Source organism: Spirillospora sp. NPDC047279 (assembly GCF_040643285.1).
GTDB lineage: Bacteria > Actinomycetota > Actinomycetes > Streptosporangiales > Streptosporangiaceae > Spirillospora.
Window position 1 is genome coordinate 211,094 of the sequence record NZ_JBEYUA010000008.1, and the last position, 20,395, is coordinate 231,488.

Annotated in this window: 19 protein-coding genes; 9 read left to right on the plus strand and 10 right to left on the minus strand. The window is 72.0% G+C overall.

Going from position 1 to position 20,395, the window contains the following annotated elements; translation table 11 throughout:
* Positions 1-93 precede the first annotated feature (93 nt).
* The 3 genes from ABZ810_RS22180 to ilvA all read left to right on the plus strand — a co-directional run bounded on the left by ABZ810_RS22180 (position 94) and on the right by ilvA (position 3,694).
* A complete protein-coding gene (locus ABZ810_RS22180; protein ID WP_358405889.1) occupies positions 94-1,335 on the plus strand; it encodes an FIST N-terminal domain-containing protein in 1,242 nt (413 codons plus the stop codon).
* Positions 1,336-1,354: 19 nt separating this feature from the next.
* Entirely contained in the window at positions 1,355-2,371 is a 1,017-nt protein-coding gene (locus tag ABZ810_RS22185) for an ROK family protein (RefSeq protein ID WP_358405890.1), read from the plus strand.
* A 99-nt stretch (positions 2,372-2,470) separates the two neighbouring features.
* Entirely contained in the window at positions 2,471-3,694 is a 1,224-nt protein-coding gene (gene ilvA / locus ABZ810_RS22190) for a threonine ammonia-lyase (protein ID WP_358405892.1), read from the plus strand.
* A gap of 24 nt (positions 3,695-3,718) precedes the next feature.
* On the opposite strand, the gene ABZ810_RS22195 is transcribed toward ilvA, so the two are convergent.
* The 7 genes from ABZ810_RS22195 to hppD form a co-directional block, all read right to left on the minus strand.
* Complete coding sequence (locus tag ABZ810_RS22195; protein ID WP_358405893.1) at positions 3,719-5,158, minus strand: M1 family metallopeptidase; 1,440 nt, start codon at positions 5,156-5,158, stop codon at positions 3,719-3,721.
* A gap of 168 nt (positions 5,159-5,326) precedes the next feature.
* Positions 5,327-6,769 (minus strand): M1 family metallopeptidase, encoded by a 1,443-nt coding sequence (locus tag ABZ810_RS22200; RefSeq protein ID WP_358405895.1) that lies wholly within the window; start codon positions 6,767-6,769, stop codon positions 5,327-5,329.
* Positions 6,766-8,511, minus strand: a complete 1,746-nt coding sequence (locus ABZ810_RS22205) for a M1 family metallopeptidase (RefSeq protein ID WP_358405896.1) — start codon at positions 8,509-8,511, stop codon at positions 6,766-6,768. Before ABZ810_RS22205 ends, ABZ810_RS22200 begins: the two co-directional genes overlap by 4 nt.
* A gap of 101 nt (positions 8,512-8,612) precedes the next feature.
* A complete protein-coding gene (locus ABZ810_RS22210) occupies positions 8,613-10,193 on the minus strand; it encodes a M1 family metallopeptidase (RefSeq protein WP_358405898.1) in 1,581 nt (526 codons plus the stop codon).
* A 62-nt stretch (positions 10,194-10,255) separates the two neighbouring features.
* The gene (locus ABZ810_RS22215) at positions 10,256-11,488 is read right to left on the minus strand and encodes an RDD family protein (RefSeq protein ID WP_358405899.1); all 1,233 of its coding nucleotides are present in this window, start codon (positions 11,486-11,488) and stop codon (positions 10,256-10,258) included.
* Positions 11,489-11,576: 88 nt separating this feature from the next.
* On the minus strand, positions 11,577-12,332 hold the full coding sequence (locus tag ABZ810_RS22220) for an RDD family protein (RefSeq protein ID WP_358405900.1): 756 nt from the start codon (positions 12,330-12,332) through the stop codon (positions 11,577-11,579).
* Positions 12,333-12,403: 71 nt separating this feature from the next.
* Positions 12,404-13,510, minus strand: coding sequence for a 4-hydroxyphenylpyruvate dioxygenase (gene hppD, locus ABZ810_RS22225; RefSeq protein ID WP_358405901.1), 1,107 nt, complete (start codon positions 13,508-13,510; stop codon positions 12,404-12,406).
* 122 nt (positions 13,511-13,632) lie between these two features.
* On the opposite strand from hppD, the gene ABZ810_RS22230 reads away from it, so the two are divergent.
* Entirely contained in the window at positions 13,633-14,157 is a 525-nt protein-coding gene (locus ABZ810_RS22230; RefSeq protein WP_358405903.1) for an Lrp/AsnC family transcriptional regulator, read from the plus strand.
* Between the two features lie 94 nt (positions 14,158-14,251).
* On the opposite strand, the gene greA is transcribed toward ABZ810_RS22230, so the two are convergent.
* Both greA and ABZ810_RS22240 read right to left on the minus strand, forming a co-directional pair.
* Positions 14,252-14,752, minus strand: coding sequence for a transcription elongation factor GreA (gene greA, locus ABZ810_RS22235; protein ID WP_358405906.1), 501 nt, complete (start codon positions 14,750-14,752; stop codon positions 14,252-14,254).
* Positions 14,753-14,925: 173 nt separating this feature from the next.
* Complete coding sequence (locus tag ABZ810_RS22240; protein WP_358405908.1) at positions 14,926-15,315, minus strand: DUF4307 domain-containing protein; 390 nt, start codon at positions 15,313-15,315, stop codon at positions 14,926-14,928.
* A gap of 122 nt (positions 15,316-15,437) precedes the next feature.
* Between ABZ810_RS22240 and mca the strand changes: the two genes are divergently transcribed.
* Together mca and ABZ810_RS22250 are read left to right on the plus strand one after the other, a co-directional pair.
* Positions 15,438-16,313: a mycothiol conjugate amidase Mca gene (mca, locus tag ABZ810_RS22245; protein ID WP_358406279.1), complete on the plus strand. Its 876-nt coding sequence runs from the start codon at positions 15,438-15,440 to the stop codon at positions 16,311-16,313.
* Positions 16,313-16,636 (plus strand): hypothetical protein, encoded by a 324-nt coding sequence (locus ABZ810_RS22250; protein ID WP_358405910.1) that lies wholly within the window; start codon positions 16,313-16,315, stop codon positions 16,634-16,636. The genes mca and ABZ810_RS22250 overlap by 1 nt, the downstream gene beginning before the upstream one ends.
* A gap of 25 nt (positions 16,637-16,661) precedes the next feature.
* Here ABZ810_RS22250 and ABZ810_RS22255 read toward each other — a convergent pair whose 3' ends face one another.
* Complete coding sequence (locus tag ABZ810_RS22255) at positions 16,662-17,138, minus strand: pyridoxamine 5'-phosphate oxidase family protein (protein WP_358405911.1); 477 nt, start codon at positions 17,136-17,138, stop codon at positions 16,662-16,664.
* A gap of 80 nt (positions 17,139-17,218) precedes the next feature.
* Here ABZ810_RS22255 and ABZ810_RS22260 point away from each other — a divergent pair, with 80 nt between their 5' ends.
* From ABZ810_RS22260 to ABZ810_RS22270, 3 genes are read left to right on the plus strand one after another with little or no spacing between them, the layout of a single operon-like run.
* A complete protein-coding gene (locus tag ABZ810_RS22260; RefSeq protein WP_358405914.1) occupies positions 17,219-18,154 on the plus strand; it encodes a ribonuclease Z in 936 nt (311 codons plus the stop codon).
* A gap of 20 nt (positions 18,155-18,174) precedes the next feature.
* Positions 18,175-18,345, plus strand: a complete 171-nt coding sequence (locus ABZ810_RS22265; protein WP_358405915.1) for a hypothetical protein — start codon at positions 18,175-18,177, stop codon at positions 18,343-18,345.
* 28 nt (positions 18,346-18,373) lie between these two features.
* Positions 18,374-20,371 carry a thioredoxin domain-containing protein gene (locus tag ABZ810_RS22270; protein WP_358405917.1) on the plus strand — a complete coding sequence of 666 codons (1,998 nt, stop codon included), beginning with the start codon at positions 18,374-18,376 and terminating at the stop codon, positions 20,369-20,371.
* The last annotated feature ends 24 nt before the right edge of the window (positions 20,372-20,395 follow it).

Here is a 20,395-nt window from a genome sequence, read left to right on the forward strand (position 1 = left end):
CGCCGGAGGGCCCGTATTTGGGTGAGCGCGATCGAACGGGGAAACTGGGGAGTGTGACCCCATCCGGTGAACGGCTCGAAGGAGGGGAGACCGATGGCTCGCTTCGGTGACGGTCTGGCCCTCGGACCCGATCTTCTCAGCGCTGCCGAATCGGCGGTGAAACAGGCTCTGGCACCACTGGAAGCGCCGCCAGACCTGGTCTGTGTGTTCATTTCCACCGGAGATGCCGATGATCTCGAATCCGCCGCCCTCCGCGCCATGGAGGTCGCCTCGGTGGAGGCCGGGCGGAGTCACGGGGGTGAGCGGCAGGCCGCGGTGCTCGGGTGCAGCGCGTCCGGAGTGATCGGCGCGGGCCGTGGCGTGGAGGAGTCCAGCGCGGTGAGCGCCTGGGCGGCCGTGCTGCCCGGCGCCCGCCTGGAGACCTTCCGGCTGGAGACGCTGCGGATGGGGGCGGCCCCCGCCGGCGAGGCCGAGGAGGGCGAGATCCCGCCGGAGGAACGGCTGATCGTCGTCGGCATGCCCGACGGCAACGACGACGACGTCGTGGGCGTCCTGCTCGCCGATCCGTACACCTTCCCGGTGGACGCCTTCGTCGAACGGTCCGATGAGGCGATGCCAGGCCTGCCGCTGGTCGGCGGCATGGCCGAGGGCGGCGGGCGCGGCGGCACCCGGGTGTTCGTCAACGGGGAGATCTTCGATTCCGGCGCGGTCGGCGTGGTGATCGGCGGGCCGGTCACGGCCGCCACCGTGGTCAGCCAGGGCGCCCGGCCGATCGGCCCCGACATGGTCGTGACCAGGGCGACCGAGAACGTGCTGTACGAGCTGGCCGGCACCCCCGCCCTCGACAAGCTGGAGCAGATCGTGCTCGGCCTGCCGGAGGAGGAGCAGGAGCTCGCCGGGCGCGGGCTGCTGATCGGCGTGGCCATGGACGAGTACGCCGAGGAGCACGAGCACGGCGACTTCCTGGTGCGGGGCGTGGTCGGCGCCGACACCGACAGCGGCGCGATCGCGATCGGCGACGTGGTGGAGGTCGGCCGCACCGTGCGCTTCCAGGTGCGCGACGCGGGCGCCGCCGACGAGGACCTGGCCGCGCTGCTCGACCGGTTCGACCTCGGACCGGTCGAGGGGGCCCTGCTGTTCTCCTGCAACGGGCGCGGGCGCACGATGTTCCCCGACTCCGACCACGACGCCAAGGTGCTCACCCGCACGTTCGGCGACGTGGGCGTGGGCGGCTTTTTCGCGGCGGGCGAGATCGGGCCGGTGGCCGGGCGCAACCACGTCCACGGGTTCACCGCGTCCATCCTCGCCTTCGGCCCGGCGGGCCGTGATGTCTGAGCCCGCGGAGCGCGGCGTGATGTCTGAGCCCGCGGAGCGCGGCGTGATGACCGAGCCCGCGGAGCGCGGCGTGATGACCGAGCCCGCGGACCGGCCGCCCGCGCTGGCGATCGACATCGGCGGCACCAAGATGGCGGTGGGGCTGGTCGAGTTCGGCGGCCGGGTCGCCGCCTACGACCGGATCTCCACCCCCAACGGCGACGGCGTCGACGCCGAGGGCCTCTGGCGGACGCTGGAGTCGCTGCTCGGCAAGCTCGTCGCCGACGCGGGCAACCCGCCACTCGCGGGCGTCGGCGTGGGCTGCGGCGGCCCGATGACCTGGCCCGACGCCGAGGTGTCCCCGCTCAACATCCCCGCGTGGCGCGCGTTCCCGCTGCGCGAACGGCTGCGCGCGCGGTACGCGGGCCTGCCCGTCCGGGTGCACAACGACGCGATCTGCGTGGCCGTCGGCGAACACTGGCGGGGCGCCGGACGCGGGCGCGACAACGTCCTCGGCATGGTGGTGTCGACCGGCGTGGGCGGCGGCCTGGTCCTGAACGGCCACCTGATCGACGGTGCCAGCGGCAACGCCGGGCACATCGGCCATGTGGTCGTCGACCCGGAGGGCCCGCCGTGCGTCTGCGGCGGCCGCGGCTGCCTGGAGGCGATCGCGCGCGGGCCGGGCCTGGTCGCCTGGGCGCAGTCGGAGGGCTGGCGGCCCGGGCAGGCGGACGCGACCGGCGTCGATCTGGCCGACGACGCCCGCCGCGGCCATCCGGTCGCCGAGTCCGCCATGCGGCGGGCGGGGCGCGCCCTCGGCATCGCGATCGCCTCGGCGACCCACCTGTGCGACCTGGAGACCGTCGCGATCGGCGGCGGGTTGTCGCAGGCGGGCGCGATGCTCTTCGACCCGCTGGAGGAGGCGCTGCGCCGGCACGCCCGGATGGAGTTCGCCCGGCAGGTGCAGGTCGTGCCCGCCTCGCTCGGCCAGACGTCCGGTCTCATCGGCGCCGCCGCGCTCATCTTCGCCGGCGACCGCTACTGGAACGCCGACTGACGGGGCGCGCGGCCGACCGGGGCGCGCGGCCCGGCCGGGCGCGCGGTCCCCGGCTCGGCCGGGGACGCCGGTGCTCCCGGCGGGTGAGAGGATTCGGGGATGGAGCTCGTCAGCGTCGATGAGATCCGCGCGGCCCAGGAGCTGCTGCGCGGAGTGATCGTTCCCACTCCGCTGATCCACTCTCGGGTGTTGTCCGAGACCGTCGGCGGCCCCGTCTTCCTCAAGTGCGAGAACCTCCAGCGCACCGGCTCGTTCAAGATCCGCGGCGCGTACGTGCGCATCGCGCGGCTCAGCGACGGGGAGCGCGCCCGCGGCGTCGTCGCGGCGAGCGCGGGCAACCACGCGCAGGGCGTCGCGCTCGCCGCCTCCACCCTCGGCTGCAAGGCCACCGTGTTCATGCCCGAGGGCGCGCCGATCCCCAAGGTCGAGGCCACCCGCGGCTACGGCGCCGACGTGGTGTTCCCCGGCCCGACCGTCGACGAGTGCCTGGTGGCGGCGCAGGAGTACGCCGACGAGACCGGCGCGGTGCTCATCCACCCGTTCGACCACCGTGACGTGGTCACCGGGCAGGGCACGATCGGGCTGGAGATCGTCGACGAGTGCCCCGACGTGCGCACGGTGGTCGGCGCGGTCGGCGGCGGCGGCCTGATGTCGGGAGTGGCGGCCGCGCTGCGCGCGGTCGCGCTGGAGCGCGGCGGGCCGGACGTCAAGGTCGTCGGCGCCCAGGCCAAGCGGGTGGCGGCGTTCCCGCCCTCGCTGGCCGCCGGCCGCCCGGTCCGGGTCGAGGTCAACCCGACCATGGCCGACGGCATCGCGGTGGGCGCGCCCGGCGAGCTCACCTACGAGATGGTCAACGAGCTCGTCGACGCGGTCGTCACCGTCACCGAGGAGTCGATCTCGCAGGCGCTGCTGCTGTGCCTCGAACGCATGAAGATGGTGGTCGAGCCCGCGGGCGCCGCCGGTGTCGCCGCGCTGCTGGAGCACTCCTACGCGGTGCGCACGCCCGTCGTCGTCCTGCTGTCGGGCGGCAACGTCGACCCGCTGCTGCTGGCCAAGGTGCTGCGCCACGGGCTCGCCGGGGCGGGCCGCTACATGGTGGTGCGCTGCCGCCTCAAGGACCGGCCCGGCGCGCTGGTGACGCTGCTCAGCGAGCTGGCCGAGCTGGGCGTCAACGTGCTGGACGTGATGCACGAACGGGTCGCCGCGCGCCTCCACGTCGAGGAGGCCGAAGTGCTCCTCCATCTGGAGACGCGCGGCTCCGAGCACGGCGAGGAGGTCCTCGGCCGCCTCCGCGCGAAGGGCTACACCCTCACGCTCAGCTGACCCCCTCGACGGCGCTCGTCATCGTTAGAGGCTGGGCTTGCCGGAGGTGTAGACCCACTCCTTGAAGAGGGTGTCCAGCTGCTTGCCGGAGACCTTCTCGGCGTAGGCGATGAAGTCGGCCGTGCTGACGTTGCCGTGGCGGTTGACGGTCGGCCACGACCTGGCGATCGTGAAGAACGCCTTGTCGCCGATCTCCTTGCGCAGCGCGTGCAGCGTCATCGCGCCCCGGTCGTACACGGTCGGGTGGAAGATGTTGTCGCGGCCCGGGTCGGCGGTCTTGGGCACCCACAGGTCGTCGTCGGCCGGGGTGGCGTACACCTCGTCGAACGTCTGCTGCACGGGCTTGCCGGTGTACTTCTCGAAGTAGAGCCACTCGCTGTAGGTCGCGAAGCCCTCGTTCATCCAGATGTCGGCCCAGCGCTCGGGCGTCACGCTGTCGCCGAGCCACTGGTGGGCCAGCTCGTGGATGATCAGATCCGGCCGCGGGATGGTGCCCGGCCGCCGGGTGAGGTCGTAGATCGGGCGGCCCTGGGTCTCCAGCGCGTAGCCCACGTTCGCCTTGAGCGCGATGCCGCCGGTCGAGGAGAACGGGTACTTGCCGAAGATCGAGGCGAGGTAGTTCTGGAAGTCGCCGGTCTGCTTGTTGAAGTCCGTGGCCAGCGCCGGCGTGATCCCCAGCCGCTGGTCGGTGGCGGTGATGTTGGGCATCCTGCCGAGCTTGGTGGTGAGCACGTCGTACTTGCCGATCGCGATCATGCTCAGCTCGCTGGCCATCGGCTGGCGCATCTCCCAGCGCGAGACCGCCAGGCCGTTCTTCGTCCAACTGCCCGCGGGGTCGCCATTGGACAGCGCGGTCAGCCCCTTCGGCACGGCCAGCGTGATCGTGTAGGTGGCCTTGTCGAGCGGGGTGTCGTTGACCGGGTAGACGGTGGCGGCGCCGATCGGCTGGTTGACCATGAGCGCGCCGTCCTCGTTCGGCACCCAGCCGGAGGTGCCGAGCGCCGGGTCCTCGATGGTCTGCGGGGTGCCCGAGTAGGCGACCGAGACCGAGAACGGCCGGCCCTTCTGGAGCCCGCGCGGCGGGGTGATCTCCAGCTCCTGGGCGCCGGTGCGCTCGTAGGAGGCCCTCTTCCCGTTCACCGTCAACGCCGAGATCTTCAACGGGCCGAGGAAGTCGAGGTTGAAACGGGAGAGGTTCTGCGTCGCCCGGGCCTCGATCCGGGTCACGGCCTGGATGTTCTTGCTCGCCGGGTCGTACTTGAGCCCGATGTCGTAGTGGGCGACGTCGTAGCCGCCGTTGCCCATGTCGGGGAAGTACGGGTCGCCCGCACCGGGGGCTCCGGGCGTGAACCGGTCCCTGTCCCGGTTTCGGTCGGCGGCCTCCGCGGGGGACGCGACGGACAGGAGAACGCCGGCGGTGGCCGTCAGCGCCACGGCGGTCAGGGTCTTGGGGGATCTGCTCATCGACCTCGTCCTCGAAGAATCGTCGGGGCAAGCCCAAGAATTTCGGGTGACAAGGGGGCCCGCAAGCGCGAATCGGTCTCAATTCGGCCAGTTCGGGCCAGCTTTTCGGGTTGAACCCGCCCGGCGGTGCCGCCGGGCGGGTTCACGATCGACGAAGCACGACGAAGATCAACGCTGGGCAGGCTTGGCCGCGGTGAACAACCAGCGGTCGAACAGCGGGTCCAGGTCGCGGCCGGAGACCCGCTCGGCCAGGCGCCGGAAGTCGGCCGTGGTGGCGTTGCCGTGCTCGTGCTCGGCGGCCCACGTCCGCAGGATCGTGAAGAAGCGGTCGTCGCCGACGGCCGTGCGCAGGGCGTGCAACGTCATCGCCCCGCGCGTGTAGATCGGGAAGGTCTCGAAGAGGCCGTTCCGGCCGGGCTCGCCCGTCTTCACCTTCCAGCCGGCGAAGCTCGCGGGCCGCGCGTACGCCTCGGCGAAGCGGCTCTCGGCCTTGCGCCCGCCGTGCTGCTCGGCCCACAACCACTCGGCGTACGTGGCGAAGCCCTCGTTCAGCCAGATGTCCTGCCAGCGGGCGACGCTGACGCTGTCGCCGAACCACTGGTGGGCCAGCTCGTGCACGATCAGCGAGGTGTCGGCGGCGCCCGGGTACATCGGCCGGTTCTGCGTCTCCAGCGCGTAGCCGACCGGCACGATGTCGATGATCCCGCCGGAGGAGTCGAACGGGAACCGGCCGAAGACCTTGCCGCCCCAGTCGGTCACCTTGGCGGTCATCTCGTGCAGCCGCTCGGCGCTGCTCGCCAGCTCGGAGTCGACGGCGGAGTACGTGCGGACACCGCCGGCGGACCGGCCGTCGAACGTCTCGTACCGCCCGATGGCGATCATGGCGAGGTAGCCGGCCATCGGCTTGGCCGACCGCCAGCGGAACGTGGTGCCCGCGGCGTTCCGCGAGACGCCCCCGGGCTCGCCGTTGGCCAGCACCTTCAGGCCCTCGGGCACGGTGATCTCGAACGCGAAGGTCGCCTTGTCGGACGGGTGGTCGTTCAGCGGGAACCAGGCCGCCGAGCCGACGGGCTGCGACAGGGTGGCGGCGCCGTCCCGGGTCGTGATCCAGCCGGTCGGGCCGAGCCCCGGGTCGCGCAGCTGCTTCGGACGGCCCGCGTAGGCGACGGCGACTTTGAACCTGGCGCCCTTGGCGATCCCGGCGCGCGGCGTGACGACGAGCTCCTGCCCGCGCCGCTCGTACCGGGCCGCCGCGCCGTCGACCCGGACCGAGCCGATCTTGGGGCCGAGGAAGTCCAGGTTGAACCGGGCCAGGTTCTGCGTCGCGGTCGCGGCGATCGTCGTGGTGCCGGTGACGTTCCGGCTCTCCGGCGTGTAGCTCAGCCCGATGTCGTAGTGGGCGACGTCGTAGCCGCCGTTCCCGGAGCCCGGGAAGTAGGAGTCGCCGATGCCCGGCGTCCCCGGTGTGTAGGCCGTCCCACCCGGACCGGCCTGAGCCGGTCCGGCCTGGGCGGGCGGTGCCGGCTTGGCGGGCGGTGCCGCCGCCTGGGCGGGCAGGGCCGCCAGGGCCGGCAGGACGGCCAGGGCCGCGGTCATATGGCGCTTGCTCACCACTTCTTGGGCTTCCCCTTCGTGTACAACCAGACCTTGAACAGCCTGTCGAGCTGCTTGCCGGAGACCTTCTCGGCGTGTGCGACGAACTGGGGCGTGGCCGCGGTGGAGTCGTGCCTGGCCTTCGCCCACGTCTTGAGGATCTTGAAGAACGCCTTGTCGCCGACCTTCTGGCGCAGCGCCTGGAGGCACATGGCGCCGCGGATGTAGACCGAGAAGCTGAAGAGGTCGCCACGGCCGGGCCTGCCCGGGGGCGGGTTGAAGATGGGCGAGCCGCCCGGCTGGCGGTAGTAGCGCTTGAAGATCTTCTTGGCCGAGTCCTTCTTGCCGCGCTCGCGCCACAACCACTCGGCGTACGTGGCGAAGCCCTCGTTCAGCCAGATGTCGGGCCAGCTCCGAAGGCTCACGCTGTTGCCGAACCACTGGTGGGCCAGCTCGTGCACGATGAAGTCGTCGTCGGGCACGAAGCCGGCGTACACCGGCCGCTCCTGCGTCTCCAGCGCGTAGTCCAGCCGCGGGTCGTCGACGATGCCGCCGGCGGTGGCGAACGGGTACGGCCCGAAGACCTTCGACTCCCAGGCGAGCACCTTGATCGTGTTCTTGTGGAACGCGGCGGCCGACTTCGCGAACTTCGGGTCGACCGCCGTGATCACCGGGATGCGCCCGGCCTTGCCGCGCCGCACCTGGAACCTGCCGATCGCCACCATGGCGAGGTAGGGGGCCATCGGGGACGTCTCGGTCCACGCGTAGGTCGCCCGGCCGCCCTGCCGTACGGTCCGCCCGGGCACGCCGTTCGCCAGCACCTGGAGGTTGTCCGGCACGGTGACGCGGAAGGCGAAGGTGGCCTTGTCGCGCGGGTGGTCGTTGACCGGCAGCCAGGTCGGCGCGCCGTCCGGCTCGGCGACGACGACCGCGCCGTCCCTGCTCGGCACCCAGCCGTACGTGCCGAGCGCGTCGTTGCGGATCGGCCCGGGGCGTCCCGAGTAGCGCACGACCGCGGTGAACCGCGATCCCCTGGTCAGGGTCGCGGCCGGGGTGACGGTGAGCTCCTGCCCCTTGCGGCGGAAGCCCGCGGGCCCGCCGTTCACGGTGATGTCGAGGATCTTGGGGCCGCGGAAGTCGAGGTTGAAGCGGGAGAGGTTCTGGGTGGCCCTGGCCGTGACGGTGACCGTGGCGTCGACCTTGCCGCCCTTGGGCGTGTACGCGAGCGCGACGTCGTAGTTCTGGGCGTCGTAGCCGCCGTTGCCCGCGGCCCGGAAGTAGGGGTCGCCCACGCCGGCGGCGCCCGGCCTGCCCGCGGGCGGCTGGACGACCGTGACCGGCGGGCTGGGAGGCGGGCTCGCGGCCGGCTCGCAACCTTCCAGCGCGGTGCTCGCCCCGGGAGGCGTCTGCGCGGCGGGATCGGCGGGAGCCGGTGCCGGCAGCGGGTTGGCCGCGGCCTCGGGCGGGGGCACCGCCATCCGCCGGAACGGCCGGGTGCCCTCGGGCGGCAGGGCGGGCCACTGCTGCTCGCCGTCGCCGGTCAGACCGGACAGGAGGGGAGCCGCCGGCGTCCCGGACGGTGACGGCGCCGGGGACTCCGCGGGGGGAGTCGCCTGAGCCTCAGGAGCCGGCGACGAGGAGGGTGGACACTCCGGTGGCGCCGGGGCGGAACCGGTGGCCGTCGCGGCCTCGCCGTTCATCGATACCAGCACCGCGGCGGCGGTGGCCGCCGCGGCCATACGTCCCCAAGGCCCGTTCACCTGGCCCACACTGCTGGTCCGCGCGGCGCGGAGTCGCGCCACTTGCCCCGGCTTTCCCGACCCCTTGCCCGCAGTTCACCCGCAGCGGACGGAGTGGATCATCAGAGGGCGGGCCGGCCCCGCTTGTAGAGCCAGTCCTCGAAGAACGTGTCGAGCTGCTGCCCCGCCACCCGCTCGGCCGTCTCGACGAACTGCGCCGTGGTGGCGTTGGAGTGGCGGCGCTCCTTGGCCCAGGTCTTCAGGAGCTGGAAGAACTTCTCGTCGCCGATCTTCTTGCGCAGCGCGTGCAGCGTCATGCCGCCGCGGTCGTAGACGGAACGGCCGAACATGTCGTCGCGACCCGGGTTGCCCGGCGGGACGTTCCACAGCTCGCGCATGTCGGACTGCTCGTAGAGGCCGTCGAAGGTCTCCTGGACGGACTGGCGGCCGATCCGCTCGGCCCACATCCACTCGGCGTAGGTGGCGAAGCCCTCGTTCAGCCAGATGTCCTTCCACTTGGTAACGCTGACGCTGTCGCCGTACCACATGTGCGCCAGCTCGTGCGCGATGATCGTCTCGTCCGCGGCCAGCGAGCTGTAGACCGGACGGGTCTGGGTCTCCAGCGCGAAGTTGACCGTCGCGTTGTCGACGATGCCGCCGGTCGAGGTGAACGGGTACGGGCCGAAGAGCTTCACCAGCTCGTCGGTGACCTGGGCGGTCTTGGCGTGGAACTGGTCGAGCCGGACGATCGACAGCGACGGGTCGACCGCGGTGATGATCGGGATGCCGCCCGGGGTCTTGCCGCTCTTGACGTCGAACTTGCCCACCGTCACGGTCGCCAGGTAGGTGGCCATCGGGTCCTTGACCCGCCAGGTCGTGGTGACCCGGCGGCCGGACGAGGCCGCGGCCGGGACGACGGACGGCACGCCCGTCGTCGGCGTCCCCTCGTCGTCGTTACCCCCACCGCCGCCACCGCCGCCGTCGTTCCCGCTGCCGGTCACGTCGGTCGTGGGCTCGCCGTTGGCGACCGCGGTCAGCCCGGCGGGCACGGTGACCTCGAAGTCGAACGTGGCCTTGTCACTCGGGTGGTCGTTGGCCGGGAACCAGGTGTGCGCGCCGCTCGGCTGGCAGCCCACGAAGACGCCGTCGGGCGTGCGGATCCAGCCGTAACGGTCGAGCCCGGGGTCGATGGACGGCTTGGGCGTGCCGGAGTAGCGCACCGTGACCGTGAACTTGGCGCCGTTGGCCAGGGCCTTCGCCGGAGAGACGATCAGCTCGCTGCCCTGCCGCTGATGCTGGGCGGCGGCGCCGTCCACCGTCACCCCGGCGACGTCGAGCCCGGTCAGGTCGAGGTTGAACCGGCTCAGCGGCTTGGTCGCGGTCGCGGTGATCTCCGCCGTGCCGTCGAGCTCCTTGGCGCCGCCCGGCGTGATGCCGAGCTTGAGCTTGTAGTGCTGGACGTCGTAGCCGGTGTTGCCGTCACCGGGAACGTAGGGGTCGCCGGCGCTGTCGGCCTGGCCCGGCGAACCCGGCTCGCTCGGCACGGGCGGGACCGATTCCCCCTGCCCGGAGGAGTCCCGGTCGCCGATCCGTACGGTGCAGGCCGACAGCGAACCCGCCAGGGCGAGGGCTGTCAGGCCCGACAGCCCGCGCACGGCGGGACGGCTGAGAAAGGGGCTGCGGGACGATCCGGCCGAAGTCACGGTGCCCAGACTGCCTGCGCCGAGGCAGTCTGGGCAACTCGGTTGAACCAACCCGATCCCGGTCAGCGACCGGCATAGGGGTCGGGCGCCCCCGGCTGAACCTTGACGACGACGCTGTGCGCGGCCTTGTCGTGCAGCGCCTGGCGCTTCTCGTCCCAGAGGATCCACAGGACGTCGATGATCCACCCCAGGCAGCAGCAGATCAGGAAGAGCACGACCCAGAGACCCTCACGGATGATGGTCCGGTTGTTGTCGAGCGCGCCGCCGTCCTCTTCCCGGACGACCCGGATCTTCAGGGCCTTCTTGCCCAGCGTCTGACCGTACTTCTTGGTCATGAACCAGTAGTAGACGAACGCCAGCACGGCGGTGAGCAGGTTGGCGAACCACTGCCCGGTCTGGAACGAGACGGACTCGCCGGTCTCGGGGTTGAACACCCGGTGCCAGTCGACGAACGGCGCCGAGACGATCGAGCCGACGACCACGACCAGGAGCATGTCGATGAGCCCGGCGCCCAGGCGCTGGCCGATACTCGCCAGCCCGGCGGACGGGTCGTTGTATCCGGCGTCTCCGCCGCCGTAGCCGGGCAGCCCGCCGCCCCCGCCGTACGGAGGCTGGCCACCGCCGTAGCCCCCGGCGGCGCCACCGGCGGCACCGGCACCGCCGTAGGGAGGCTGCTCGCCGTAGGAGGGCGGCTGCTGCCCGTACCCGGGCTGGCCGCCCGCACCAGGCTGCTGCTGCCCGTACCCGGGCTCCTGCCCGTAACCGGGCTGGCCGCTCGCGCCGGGCTGCTGCCCGTAGGCGGGCTGGCCGCTCGCGCCGGGCTCCTGCCCGTAGCCGGGCTGGCCGCTTCCGTACCCGGGCTGGCCGCTCGCGCCGGACTCCTGCCCGTAGCCGGGCTGGCCGCTTCCGTACCCGGGCTGGCCGCCCGTGCCGGGCTGCTGCTGCCCGTAGCCGGGCTGACCGCCCGCGCCGGGCTCCTGGCCGGGCTGGCCGCTCCCGTACCCGGGCTGCCCACCGGCGGCGGGCTGGCTGGAACCGGGCTGATTCCCATAGCCGGGCTGGCCGCCGGTCCCCGGCCGGCTTCCGTAGCCGGTCTGGCCACCAGATCCGGGCGGGTCGTAGTTCGGCCGGTCGCCGTAGGACGGCTCGTCGGCCGAAGGGCCGTCGTGGGACGCGGGCGGAGCCGCTTCCGGGTCCGGTGTCGATGGCTGGGCAGGCCCGGACTCGGCAGGCGACCGCCACGGCTGGTCGTCCGGCTGCTCCCCGGGCGCGGGGTCGTGCGGCGGTTGGGTCATGCCGTCAACGTGAGCCCGCGCCCGGTCCGGCAAACGCCGCGACGCCGTGTCTCGATCAAGATTTGCCCGATCGAGGACGAGAAATGGCTCAGCCCCGGTGGTACGGGTTCGGGGCCCGGTGGTCGACCTTGAGCACGACCGTGCCCGCCGCCTTGTCGTGGAGAGCCTGCCTGCGCTGGTCCCAGAGGATCCACGCGGGGTCGAGGATCCCCAGGACGCCGAAGATCGGGACGACGAAGTTGAGCGCGGCCGAGCCGACGCTGAAGATGTAGGTGACGACCTGCCGGGTGATCGCCTCGCCCCAGCCGATGGCGCCGTTGTCGGACGCCCGGACCACCCGGGTGCCGGCCGCCCGCTTGCCGATCGTCTGACCCCACTTCACGTGCTGGACCACGTAGTACGCGAAGCCGATCACCAGCGCGAACGCGTAGCCGATGAGCAGCCGCGGGATGTCGTAGACGTCCCCGGGCGCCACCATCGTGTCCCCGGACTCGGCGGCCTTGTTCAGCTCGTCCCACTTGATCGCCTGGACGATGAACGGGACGGACGCCGCGCCCACGATCAGGCTGTCCAGGATCGCGCCGCCCAGCCGTGCCCAGCGGCCGGCCAGCTGGGGCCCGCCCGGTGGCGGACCTTCGGCGTAGGGGGCGGGGTGGGCGCCGCCGGGATGGGCCTGGCCCGGGTGCGGCGGCGCTCCGCCGTACGGGGCGGTGCCGGGCGGCGGCTGGGACGAACCGTACGTTCCCTCGTACGGTCCGGGGCGTTCGGGCTCCTGGGGCGGGGCGGCGTCAGGCGGCTGCCACCCGGGAGCCGGGGAGTCGGAGGGATCCTGTGGCGTCGTCATGGCGGTTCATTCTGGCGGAAAGGCTCGGCTCCCCGGGAGGGAGGGGAGACCCGGGGAGCCGAGGAGGGCCATCAGAGGTTGCCGCGACGTTCCTGCTCGCGCTCGATGGCCTCGAAGAGGGCCTTGAAGTTGCCCTTGCCGAACCCGAGCGAGCCGTGCCGCTCGATCAGCTCGAAGAAGACGGTCGGGCGGTCCTGCACGGGCTTGGTGAAGATCTGCAGCAGGTAGCCGTCCTCGTCGCGGTCGACGAGGATCCGGCGCCGCTGGAGCTCCTCGACCGGCACCCTGACCTCGCCGATGCGGGTACGGAGCTCGGGGTCCTCGTAGTAGGAGTCGGGGGTCTCCAGGAACTCCACGCCCGCCGCCCGCATCCGGTCGACGGACGCCAGGATGTCGTTGGTCGCCAGCGCGATGTGCTGCACGCCGGGCCCGCCGTAGAACTCCAGGTACTCGTCGATCTGGGACTTGCGCCTGCTCTCGGCGGGCTCGTTCAGCGGGAACTTGACCTTGCGGGTGCCGTCCGCGACCACCTTGGACATGAGCGCGGAGTACTCGGTGGCGATGTCGTCGCCGATGAACTCGGCCATGTCGGTGAAGCCCATGACCCGGTGGTAGAAGTCGGCCCACTCGTCCATGCGCTCGACGTTGCCCACGCAGTGGTCGATCGCCTGGAAGCACCGCTCGGCGGAGCGGCCCTCCGAGGCGGGCGGGACGATCGGGTCGGCGGCGACGAAGCCGGGCAGGTAGGGGCCGGAGTAGTTGGAGCGGTCGACCAGGGTGTGCCGGGTCTCACCGTACGTGGCGATCGAGGCGATCACGACCTTGCCGTGGTCGTCCTCCAGGACCTCGGGCTCGGAGAGGCCCACGGCGCCCTTGGCCAGGGCGTGCCGGTAGGCCGCCTCCACGTCCGGGACCTCGATGGCCAGGTCCACGACGCCGTCGCCGTGCTCGGCGACGTGCCGGCCGAGGTCGGTGCCCGCGCGCACCGGCCCGCGGAAGACGAACCGCGCCCCGCCGGACTCGAGCACGTGCGCCGCCTCGTCGGGGCTGCCGTTCTCAGGGCCGCGATAGGCCACCCGGCGCATCCCGAAAGCGGTCGAGTAGTAGTGCGCTGCCTGCTTGGCGTTGCCGACGGCGAAGACGACGGCGTCCATGCCCTTGACCGGGAACTCATCCATGGACCCAATGTCGACAACGACCTACAGAGTGCGCAACAGTGCTCTGAATCATTGGGCACTATGTATAGCGACCGGCCAGTAGGTCCGAGCTTTCTGTACATCATGACCATGGGAGGGCACGGGTGGCGATCGACGCCCTCGACGCGCGGCTGCTCGAACTGTTCGCCGCCGAGCCGCGCATCGGCGTGCTGGAGGCGTCCCGGCGGCTCGGCGTGGCCCGCGGCACCGTGCAGGCCCGGCTCGACCGGCTCGCCCGGGACGGCGTGGTCCGCGGCTTCGGCCCGGAGGTCGACCCCGCGGCCCTGGGGTACGGGGTGACCGCGTTCGTCACGCTGCAGATCAGGCAGAGCCGGGGGCGGAGGCGCAGCGGGCACGACCCGGTGGCGGAACAGCTGGCGGAGGTGCCCGAGGTGATCGAGGCGCACACGATCACCGGCGGCGGCGACATGTTGTGCCGGGTGGTGGCCCGCAGCAACCAGGACCTCCAGCGCGTCATCGATGTGATCGTCGACGTGGAGGGGGTGGAACGGGCGTCCTCGGTGATCTCGCTGGCCACCCAGGTCAGGCAGCGCACGCTCCCGCTCGTCCGGGCGGCCGCCGAACGGCTCGGCCGCAAGGCCCCTGACGGCGGGCCGGCGAGATCATGAAAAGCCGGGGAAAACCGGCGGTCCGCCGCTCCGATGGAGCGACGGACCGCGAACGGCTTTCCCCGGCCTGGGGCCCCTCAGCGAGGGGATGAGGTCATGCGCCCTGGTACGGCGTGGCGTCCAGGATCTCGACGCTCATGCTGCGTCCGTTGGGCAGCGAGTACGACGCCGTCTCGCCCACCTTCTTGCCGTTGATCGCGGCACCGAGGGGGGACTTGGGGGAGTAGACGTCTATGGGGGCGCCGCTCTCTTCGCGGGAGGCGAGCAGGAACGTGACCTCCTCGTCGTCGCCCTGGAAGGCGATGGTGACGGTCATGCCCGGCCCGACGACCCCTTCGGTGCGGGGGGCCTCACCGACGCGCGCGTTCTCCAGGATGGCCTGGAGCTGGAGGATGCGACCCTCGATCTTGCCCTGCTCTTCCTTGGCCGCGTGGTAGCCGCCGTTCTCGCGCAGGTCGCCCTCTTCCCGCGCCGCCTCGATCTTCGCTGCGATCTCGATGCGGCCCGGGCCCGACAGATGGTCCAGCTCAGACTTGAGCCGGTCGTACGCCTCCTGGGTCAGCCAGGTGACGTTGTCAGCGCGGGTCTCGGTCACGGATACTCCTCATCCACATGAAATGCGGCCGGGTGAAACCTCTAGCCTATCCGGTGTGCAGAGGTAAAGGTTCCCTCTTGAAGCCCTCTGCAACCGGCCAAGCACGGACGGGTCTTCACCAGCCGTTTCACGGCTTGTCGACACAAGTACAACGCGCGAGCCGGTGCGGAGGTTCACACCTTCCGGCAGGTCTGTACACGGGCTCCGGTGGCGCGCTTGCTGGTCTGGAGCGTGTCGGTGCGGGTGAGGCTCTTCTGGCCGCGCGGCAGGGTGATTTCCTGCTCGCCGACGATGGCGAAGTCGGTGTCGAACGCGTCGACCACGCAGCGCACCTCGTCGTCCCGGCTCTTGGACACCGAGTAGGTGATCCGCACGGCCGAGTCGCTCAGTACGCTGTAGGTGATCGTCTGCTGGGCGATGCCGGGTTGCTGGCCCACGTTGCCCATGATCACGGCCCAGCCGCCGGCGCAGACCGCCGCCACCAGGCCGATGATCACAAGGCCGAGCCGGCCGCGACGGGCAGGTGTCGCGGCGGGGGTGGTCTGCTCATGCGGCTGGGCCATCGCGGGGAATCTCCGTGCGGGGTGCGGGCGTTGTCAGGAACAATTCTCTTCCGTCGTGGCGCGTGCTCCGAACCGGGGTCCCGCCAGAGCCTCCAGAGGGAGATGCCGAGGTGCCCGAGCAGGTGTCCGAACCGTTGCGGCTGATGGCCGTGCACGCCCACCCTGACGACGAGTCGAGCAAGGGCGCGGCGACGATGGCCCGCTACGTGGCCGACGGGGTGGAGGTCCTCGTCGTCACCTGCACGGGTGGTGAACGCGGCGACATTCTCAACCCGGCCATGGACCGTCCGGAGATCAAGGCCGACATCGGCAAGGTCCGCGAGCAGGAGATGGCCCGCGCGCGCGAGATCCTCGGCGTCCGGCAGTCGTGGCTGGGCTTCGTCGACTCCGGCTTCCCCGAGGGCGAGCCGCCCCCGCCGCTGCCGGAGGGCTGCTTCGCGCTGGAGCCGCTGGAGACGGCCACCGAGCCGCTGGTCAAGGCCATCCGCGAGTTCCGGCCGCACGTCATGCTCACCTATGACGAGAAGGGCGGCTACCCGCACCCCGACCACGTCAAGACGCACGAGGTGTCGGTGGAGGCGTTCGAGGCCGCGGGCGACCCGGACCGCTACCCGGGCACGGGCGAGCCGTGGCAGCCGCTCAAGCTCTACTACCACATGACCTTCACCAAGGACCGGCTCGTGGCGCTCGACGCCGCCATGACCAAGGCCGGGATCGAGTCGCCCTACGGGGAGTGGCTCAAGAACATGGAGGACCGCCCGCAGCCGTGGGCGGTGACCACCCGGGTCCCGTGCGCCGACTACTTCGAGACGCGCGACCAGGCCCTGCTCGCGCACGCCACCCAGATCGACCCGAACGGCTTCTGGTTCGTGTGCCCGCTGGACGTCCAGCGTGAGGCATGGCCGACCGAGGACTACCATTTGGCCAGGTCCCTGGTCGACACCGAACTGCCGGAGGACGATCTGTTCGCCGGCATCCGGGAGAAGGTGTCTCTGTAGTGCTCGTACTCGCCAACCCCCTTCCGCTCAACGACGACACGGTCACGCCGGGCTTTCTCGGCTTCGGGGTGTTCATCGCCCTGGCGGTCGCGGTGGTCTTCCTGGTCCGCTCGATGAACAAGCGGATCGGCAAGATCCAGGCGCCCCGCGAGGCCGACATCAAGCAGCGGGAGTGGGAAGCGGCCCAGGCGAAGAAGTCCGACGTGAAGGCCGACGTGAAGGCCGACGTGAAGGCCGACGTGAAGGCCGACGTGAAGGCCGACGCCCCCGAGGCCCGCACCACGGAGGCCGCCGCAGAGAAGGGCGACGACCCCACCGCGTGATCCCGGGCTCCGGCAGGGCGGGTCGTCAGGCCTTGCCGTGGTCCCAGGTGACGACGCGGTCGGGGTCCATGACGATGATCACGCGCTTGGCCAGGGACTGTTCCAGCGAGGCGGCGAACTCGGGGTCGAGCACGGCGCCCGGCTCGGGCGCCGGCAACCCGGCCAGGCGGGCGCCGACCACGGCCCCGACCTGGAGGCGGACCTCGGGGTCCTCGACGATGCGGCCCCGGCCGTAGAGGGCGGCGCCGCGCAGCTCGGCGTACTCCTCGCCGTCCTCGACCAGGCAGGTCATCGTGGGGTTGCGGCGCAGGTTGAGCACCTTCTGCGACGCCTTGTACGTGGAGAACGCGATCTTGCCCTCGTACAGCGCGTAGAACATCGTGACCAGGTGCGGCTCGCCGTCCTTGCCGATGGTGGCGACCTGCACCTTGTGCGAGGAGGCCAGGAAGCCCGCGGTCTCGGCGGGCGTCATCTTGATCTTGTCGCGCTTGCTGCTGCCCACGGGCGCTCCTCGGGGTAAGGGCGTGCTCGCAGGCAGAATATCGTTCGGCCGATCGGGCCCGGACGGGCACCATGGGGGTCATGTCCGCTCGTGATCTCGTCGTCCTCGGCTCCGCCAGCGCCGTCCCCACCAAGGCCCGCAACCACAACGGGTACCTGCTGCGCTGGGACGGCCACGGGCTGCTGTTCGACCCGGGCGAGGGCACCCAGCGGCAGATGGCCCACGTCGGGGTCAGCGCGACCGACGTGACGTGGATCTGCGTGACGCACTTCCACGGCGACCACTGCCTCGGAGTGCCGGGCATCGTGCAGCGGATCGCGCGCGACGGCGTCGAGCACCGGGTGGACGCGGCGTTCCCGGCGAGCGGGCTCGAGTACTGGCGCCGGCTCCGCCACGCGACGCCGTTCCGCGACACCGGCGTCATCGTCGAGCAGCCGATCTCGGGGGAGCGGATGCGCCTCGACACCGGCGCCGCCCCGTTCGGCCTGACCGCGCGGCGGCTGTCCCATCCCGTCGAGGCGTACGGGTACCGGCTGGAGGAGCCGGACGGGGTGACCATGCGGCCCGAGGCGCTGGCGGCGTTCGGCGTGCGCGGCCCGCTGGTGCGCGTGCTCCAGGAGACGGGCGCCGTCGTCACGCCGGACGGCCGCACGGTGACGCTCGAGGAGTGCAGCGCGCGCCGGCCCGGCCAGAAGGTCGCGTTCGTCATGGACACCCGGCTGTGCGACGGCGTGCACGAGCTCGCAGACGGCGTCGACCTGCTCGTCATCGAGTCCACGTTCCTGAACGCCGACGAGAGGCTGGCCACCGACTACGGGCATCTCACCGCGCGGCAGGCGGGCCAGGTGGCCGAGGCCGCCGGCGTGCGGCGCCTCGTCCTGACGCACCTGTCCGAGCGTTACCGCGCCGAGGACGAGCCGCTCTTCGTCGAGCAGGCCGCGGCGGCGTACGGCGGGGACATCGTGCTCGTGCACGATCTCGACCGGGTGCTCATGCCGCGGCGGCGCCGGCACTGAACGCCGCGACCCGAAGGAAGGTGTGGACCTACCGCGGCCCGCTGACGCCCGAGCGCAGCACGATGGGCCTCGCCCTGCAGAACGACCAGGTGTGCGACCGCGGAGCCGGCTTCTGCCGCACCCGCACCACGCCGCGCTGGGTCACGATGCACGTCGACTGGGTGAAGATCTACCGAGCCCCCCGCCGGTAGGCGCCCGGGGATCGGGCAGGATCGGGGCATGAACCGCCTCAAGGACGCGACGAGCCCGTACCTGCTCCAGCACGCGGACAACCCGGTGGACTGGTGGGAGTGGAGCGACGAGACGTTCGCCGAAGCCAGACGGCGCGACGTCCCGATCCTCCTGTCGGTCGGCTACGCGGCCTGCCACTGGTGCCATGTCATGGCGCACGAGTCGTTCGAGGACGCCGAGACGGCCCGGCTCATGAACGCGCGGTTCGTCAACGTCAAGGTCGACCGCGAGGAGCGGCCGGACGTCGACGCCGTCTACATGGAGGCCACCCAGGCGCTGACCGGCCAGGGCGGCTGGCCGATGACGGTGTTCATGACCCCGGACGGCCACCCGTTCTATTGCGGCACCTATTTCCCCCGGCCGCAGTTCCAGGCGTTGCTCACCGCCGTCCACACGGCGTGGACCGAGCAGCGGGACGAGGTCGTCGGCCAGGGGCAGGAGGTCGTCACCGCGCTGAGCTCGCGCGGCCCGGTCGCGGGCGGGGGCGCGGCGGAGGCGCCCGCGCCGGAACGGCTGGCGGAGGCGGTGCCGTCGCTGGCCGCGTCCTACGACCGGGCGCGGGGCGGCTTCGGGGGAGCGCCGAAGTTCCCGCCGTCGATGGCGCTGGAGTTCCTGCTCCGCCACCACGCCCGCACCGGGGACGCCGAGGCGCTGGCGATGGCCGGGCACACGCTGGAGGCGATGGCCCGCGGCGGGATGTACGACCAGCTGGGCGGCGGGTTCGCCCGGTACTCGGTCGACGCCTCGTGGGTCGTGCCGCACTTCGAGAAGATGTTGTACGACAACGCGCTGCTGGCGCGGGTCTACGCGCACTGGTGGCGGCTGACCGGCAGCCCGTTCGCGCGGCGGATCGCGCTGGAGACCTGCGACTGGATGGTGCGCGACCTGCGCACCGAGCAGGGCGGGCTGGCCTCCGCGCTGGACGCCGACAGCGAGGGCGTCGAGGGCAGGTTCTACGTGTGGACGCCCGAGCAGCTGCGCGAGGTCCTGGGGGACGAGGACGGCGCGTGGGCGGCGGAGTTGTTCGACGTCACCGGGACGTTCGAGCACGGGACCTCGGTGCTGCAACTGCCGCGGGACCCGGACGACCTGGAGCGTTACGCGCGGGTGCGCGCGGCGCTGCTCGCCGAGCGGGAGCGCCGGGTGCCGCCGGCCAGGGACGACAAGGTGGTCGCGGCCTGGAACGGGCTGGCCGTCGCGGCGCTGGCCGAATGCGGCGCGCTGTTCGGGCGGCCCGACCTGGTGGCGGAGGCCGAGGGCGTCGCGCGGCTCGTCGAGCGGCTCCACGTGAACGACGGGCGGCTCGTGCGCACGTCCCGGGACGGTGGCGCCGGGGCCAATGCGGGCGTACTCGAAGACTATGCAGATGTATCCGAAGGGATTCTCGCGCTGTACGGGATCACCGGCGACGCCGAGTGGGTGAGGCTCGCGGGCGCGCTGCTCGACACCGTGCTCGACCGGTTCGGCGACGGGCAGGGCGGCTTCTACGACACGGCCGACGACGCCGAGCGGCTGTTCCGGCGGCCGCAGGACCCGACCGACAACGCGACGCCCTCGGGCCAGTTCGCGGCGGCCGGCGCACTGCTGTCGTACGCGGCGCTGACCGGATCGCACCGCCATCGCGACGCGGCGGCCGCGGCGCTCGGGCCGGTGTCGCTGCTGGCGGAGAAGCACGCGCGGTTCGCGGGCTGGGGCCTGGCGGTCGGCGAGGCCTTCGCCGCCGGGCCGCTGGAGGTCGCGGTCGTCGGGGCCCCCGATGACGAACGGACGAAGGCGCTGCACCAGACCGCGCTGATGGCGGTGTCGCCCGGGGCGGTCGTGGCCGTGGGCGAGCCTGGCGGCTCGGACGTTCCGCTGCTCGAAGGCCGCGGGCTGGTGGGCGGGGCGCCCGCCGCCTACGTCTGCCGCGACTTCGCGTGCCGGCTGCCCGTGACCGCGACGGCCGACCTGATGCGCGAGTTGCGCGGCCCGGCCTCCGAAGGGTGACCGGCTCGCGTAGTTTGTCATCGA

Coding starts and splice junctions, on each gene's coding strand:
- ABZ810_RS22270 (WP_358405917.1), top strand. CDS start 18,374: ATGAACCGCCTCAAGGACGCGACGAGCCCGTACCTGCTCCAGCACGCG.
- ABZ810_RS22220 (WP_358405900.1), bottom strand. CDS start 12,332: ATGACGACGCCACAGGATCCCTCCGACTCCCCGGCTCCCGGGTGGCAG.
- ABZ810_RS22215 (WP_358405899.1), bottom strand. CDS start 11,488: ATGACCCAACCGCCGCACGACCCCGCGCCCGGGGAGCAGCCGGACGAC.
- ABZ810_RS22185 (WP_358405890.1), top strand. CDS start 1,355: ATGTCTGAGCCCGCGGAGCGCGGCGTGATGACCGAGCCCGCGGAGCGC.
- ABZ810_RS22195 (WP_358405893.1), bottom strand. CDS start 5,158: ATGAGCAGATCCCCCAAGACCCTGACCGCCGTGGCGCTGACGGCCACC.
- ABZ810_RS22240 (WP_358405908.1), bottom strand. CDS start 15,315: ATGGCCCAGCCGCATGAGCAGACCACCCCCGCCGCGACACCTGCCCGT.
- hppD (WP_358405901.1), bottom strand. CDS start 13,510: ATGGATGAGTTCCCGGTCAAGGGCATGGACGCCGTCGTCTTCGCCGTC.
- ilvA (WP_358405892.1), top strand. CDS start 2,471: ATGGAGCTCGTCAGCGTCGATGAGATCCGCGCGGCCCAGGAGCTGCTG.
- ABZ810_RS22260 (WP_358405914.1), top strand. CDS start 17,219: ATGTCCGCTCGTGATCTCGTCGTCCTCGGCTCCGCCAGCGCCGTCCCC.
- ABZ810_RS22180 (WP_358405889.1), top strand. CDS start 94: ATGGCTCGCTTCGGTGACGGTCTGGCCCTCGGACCCGATCTTCTCAGC.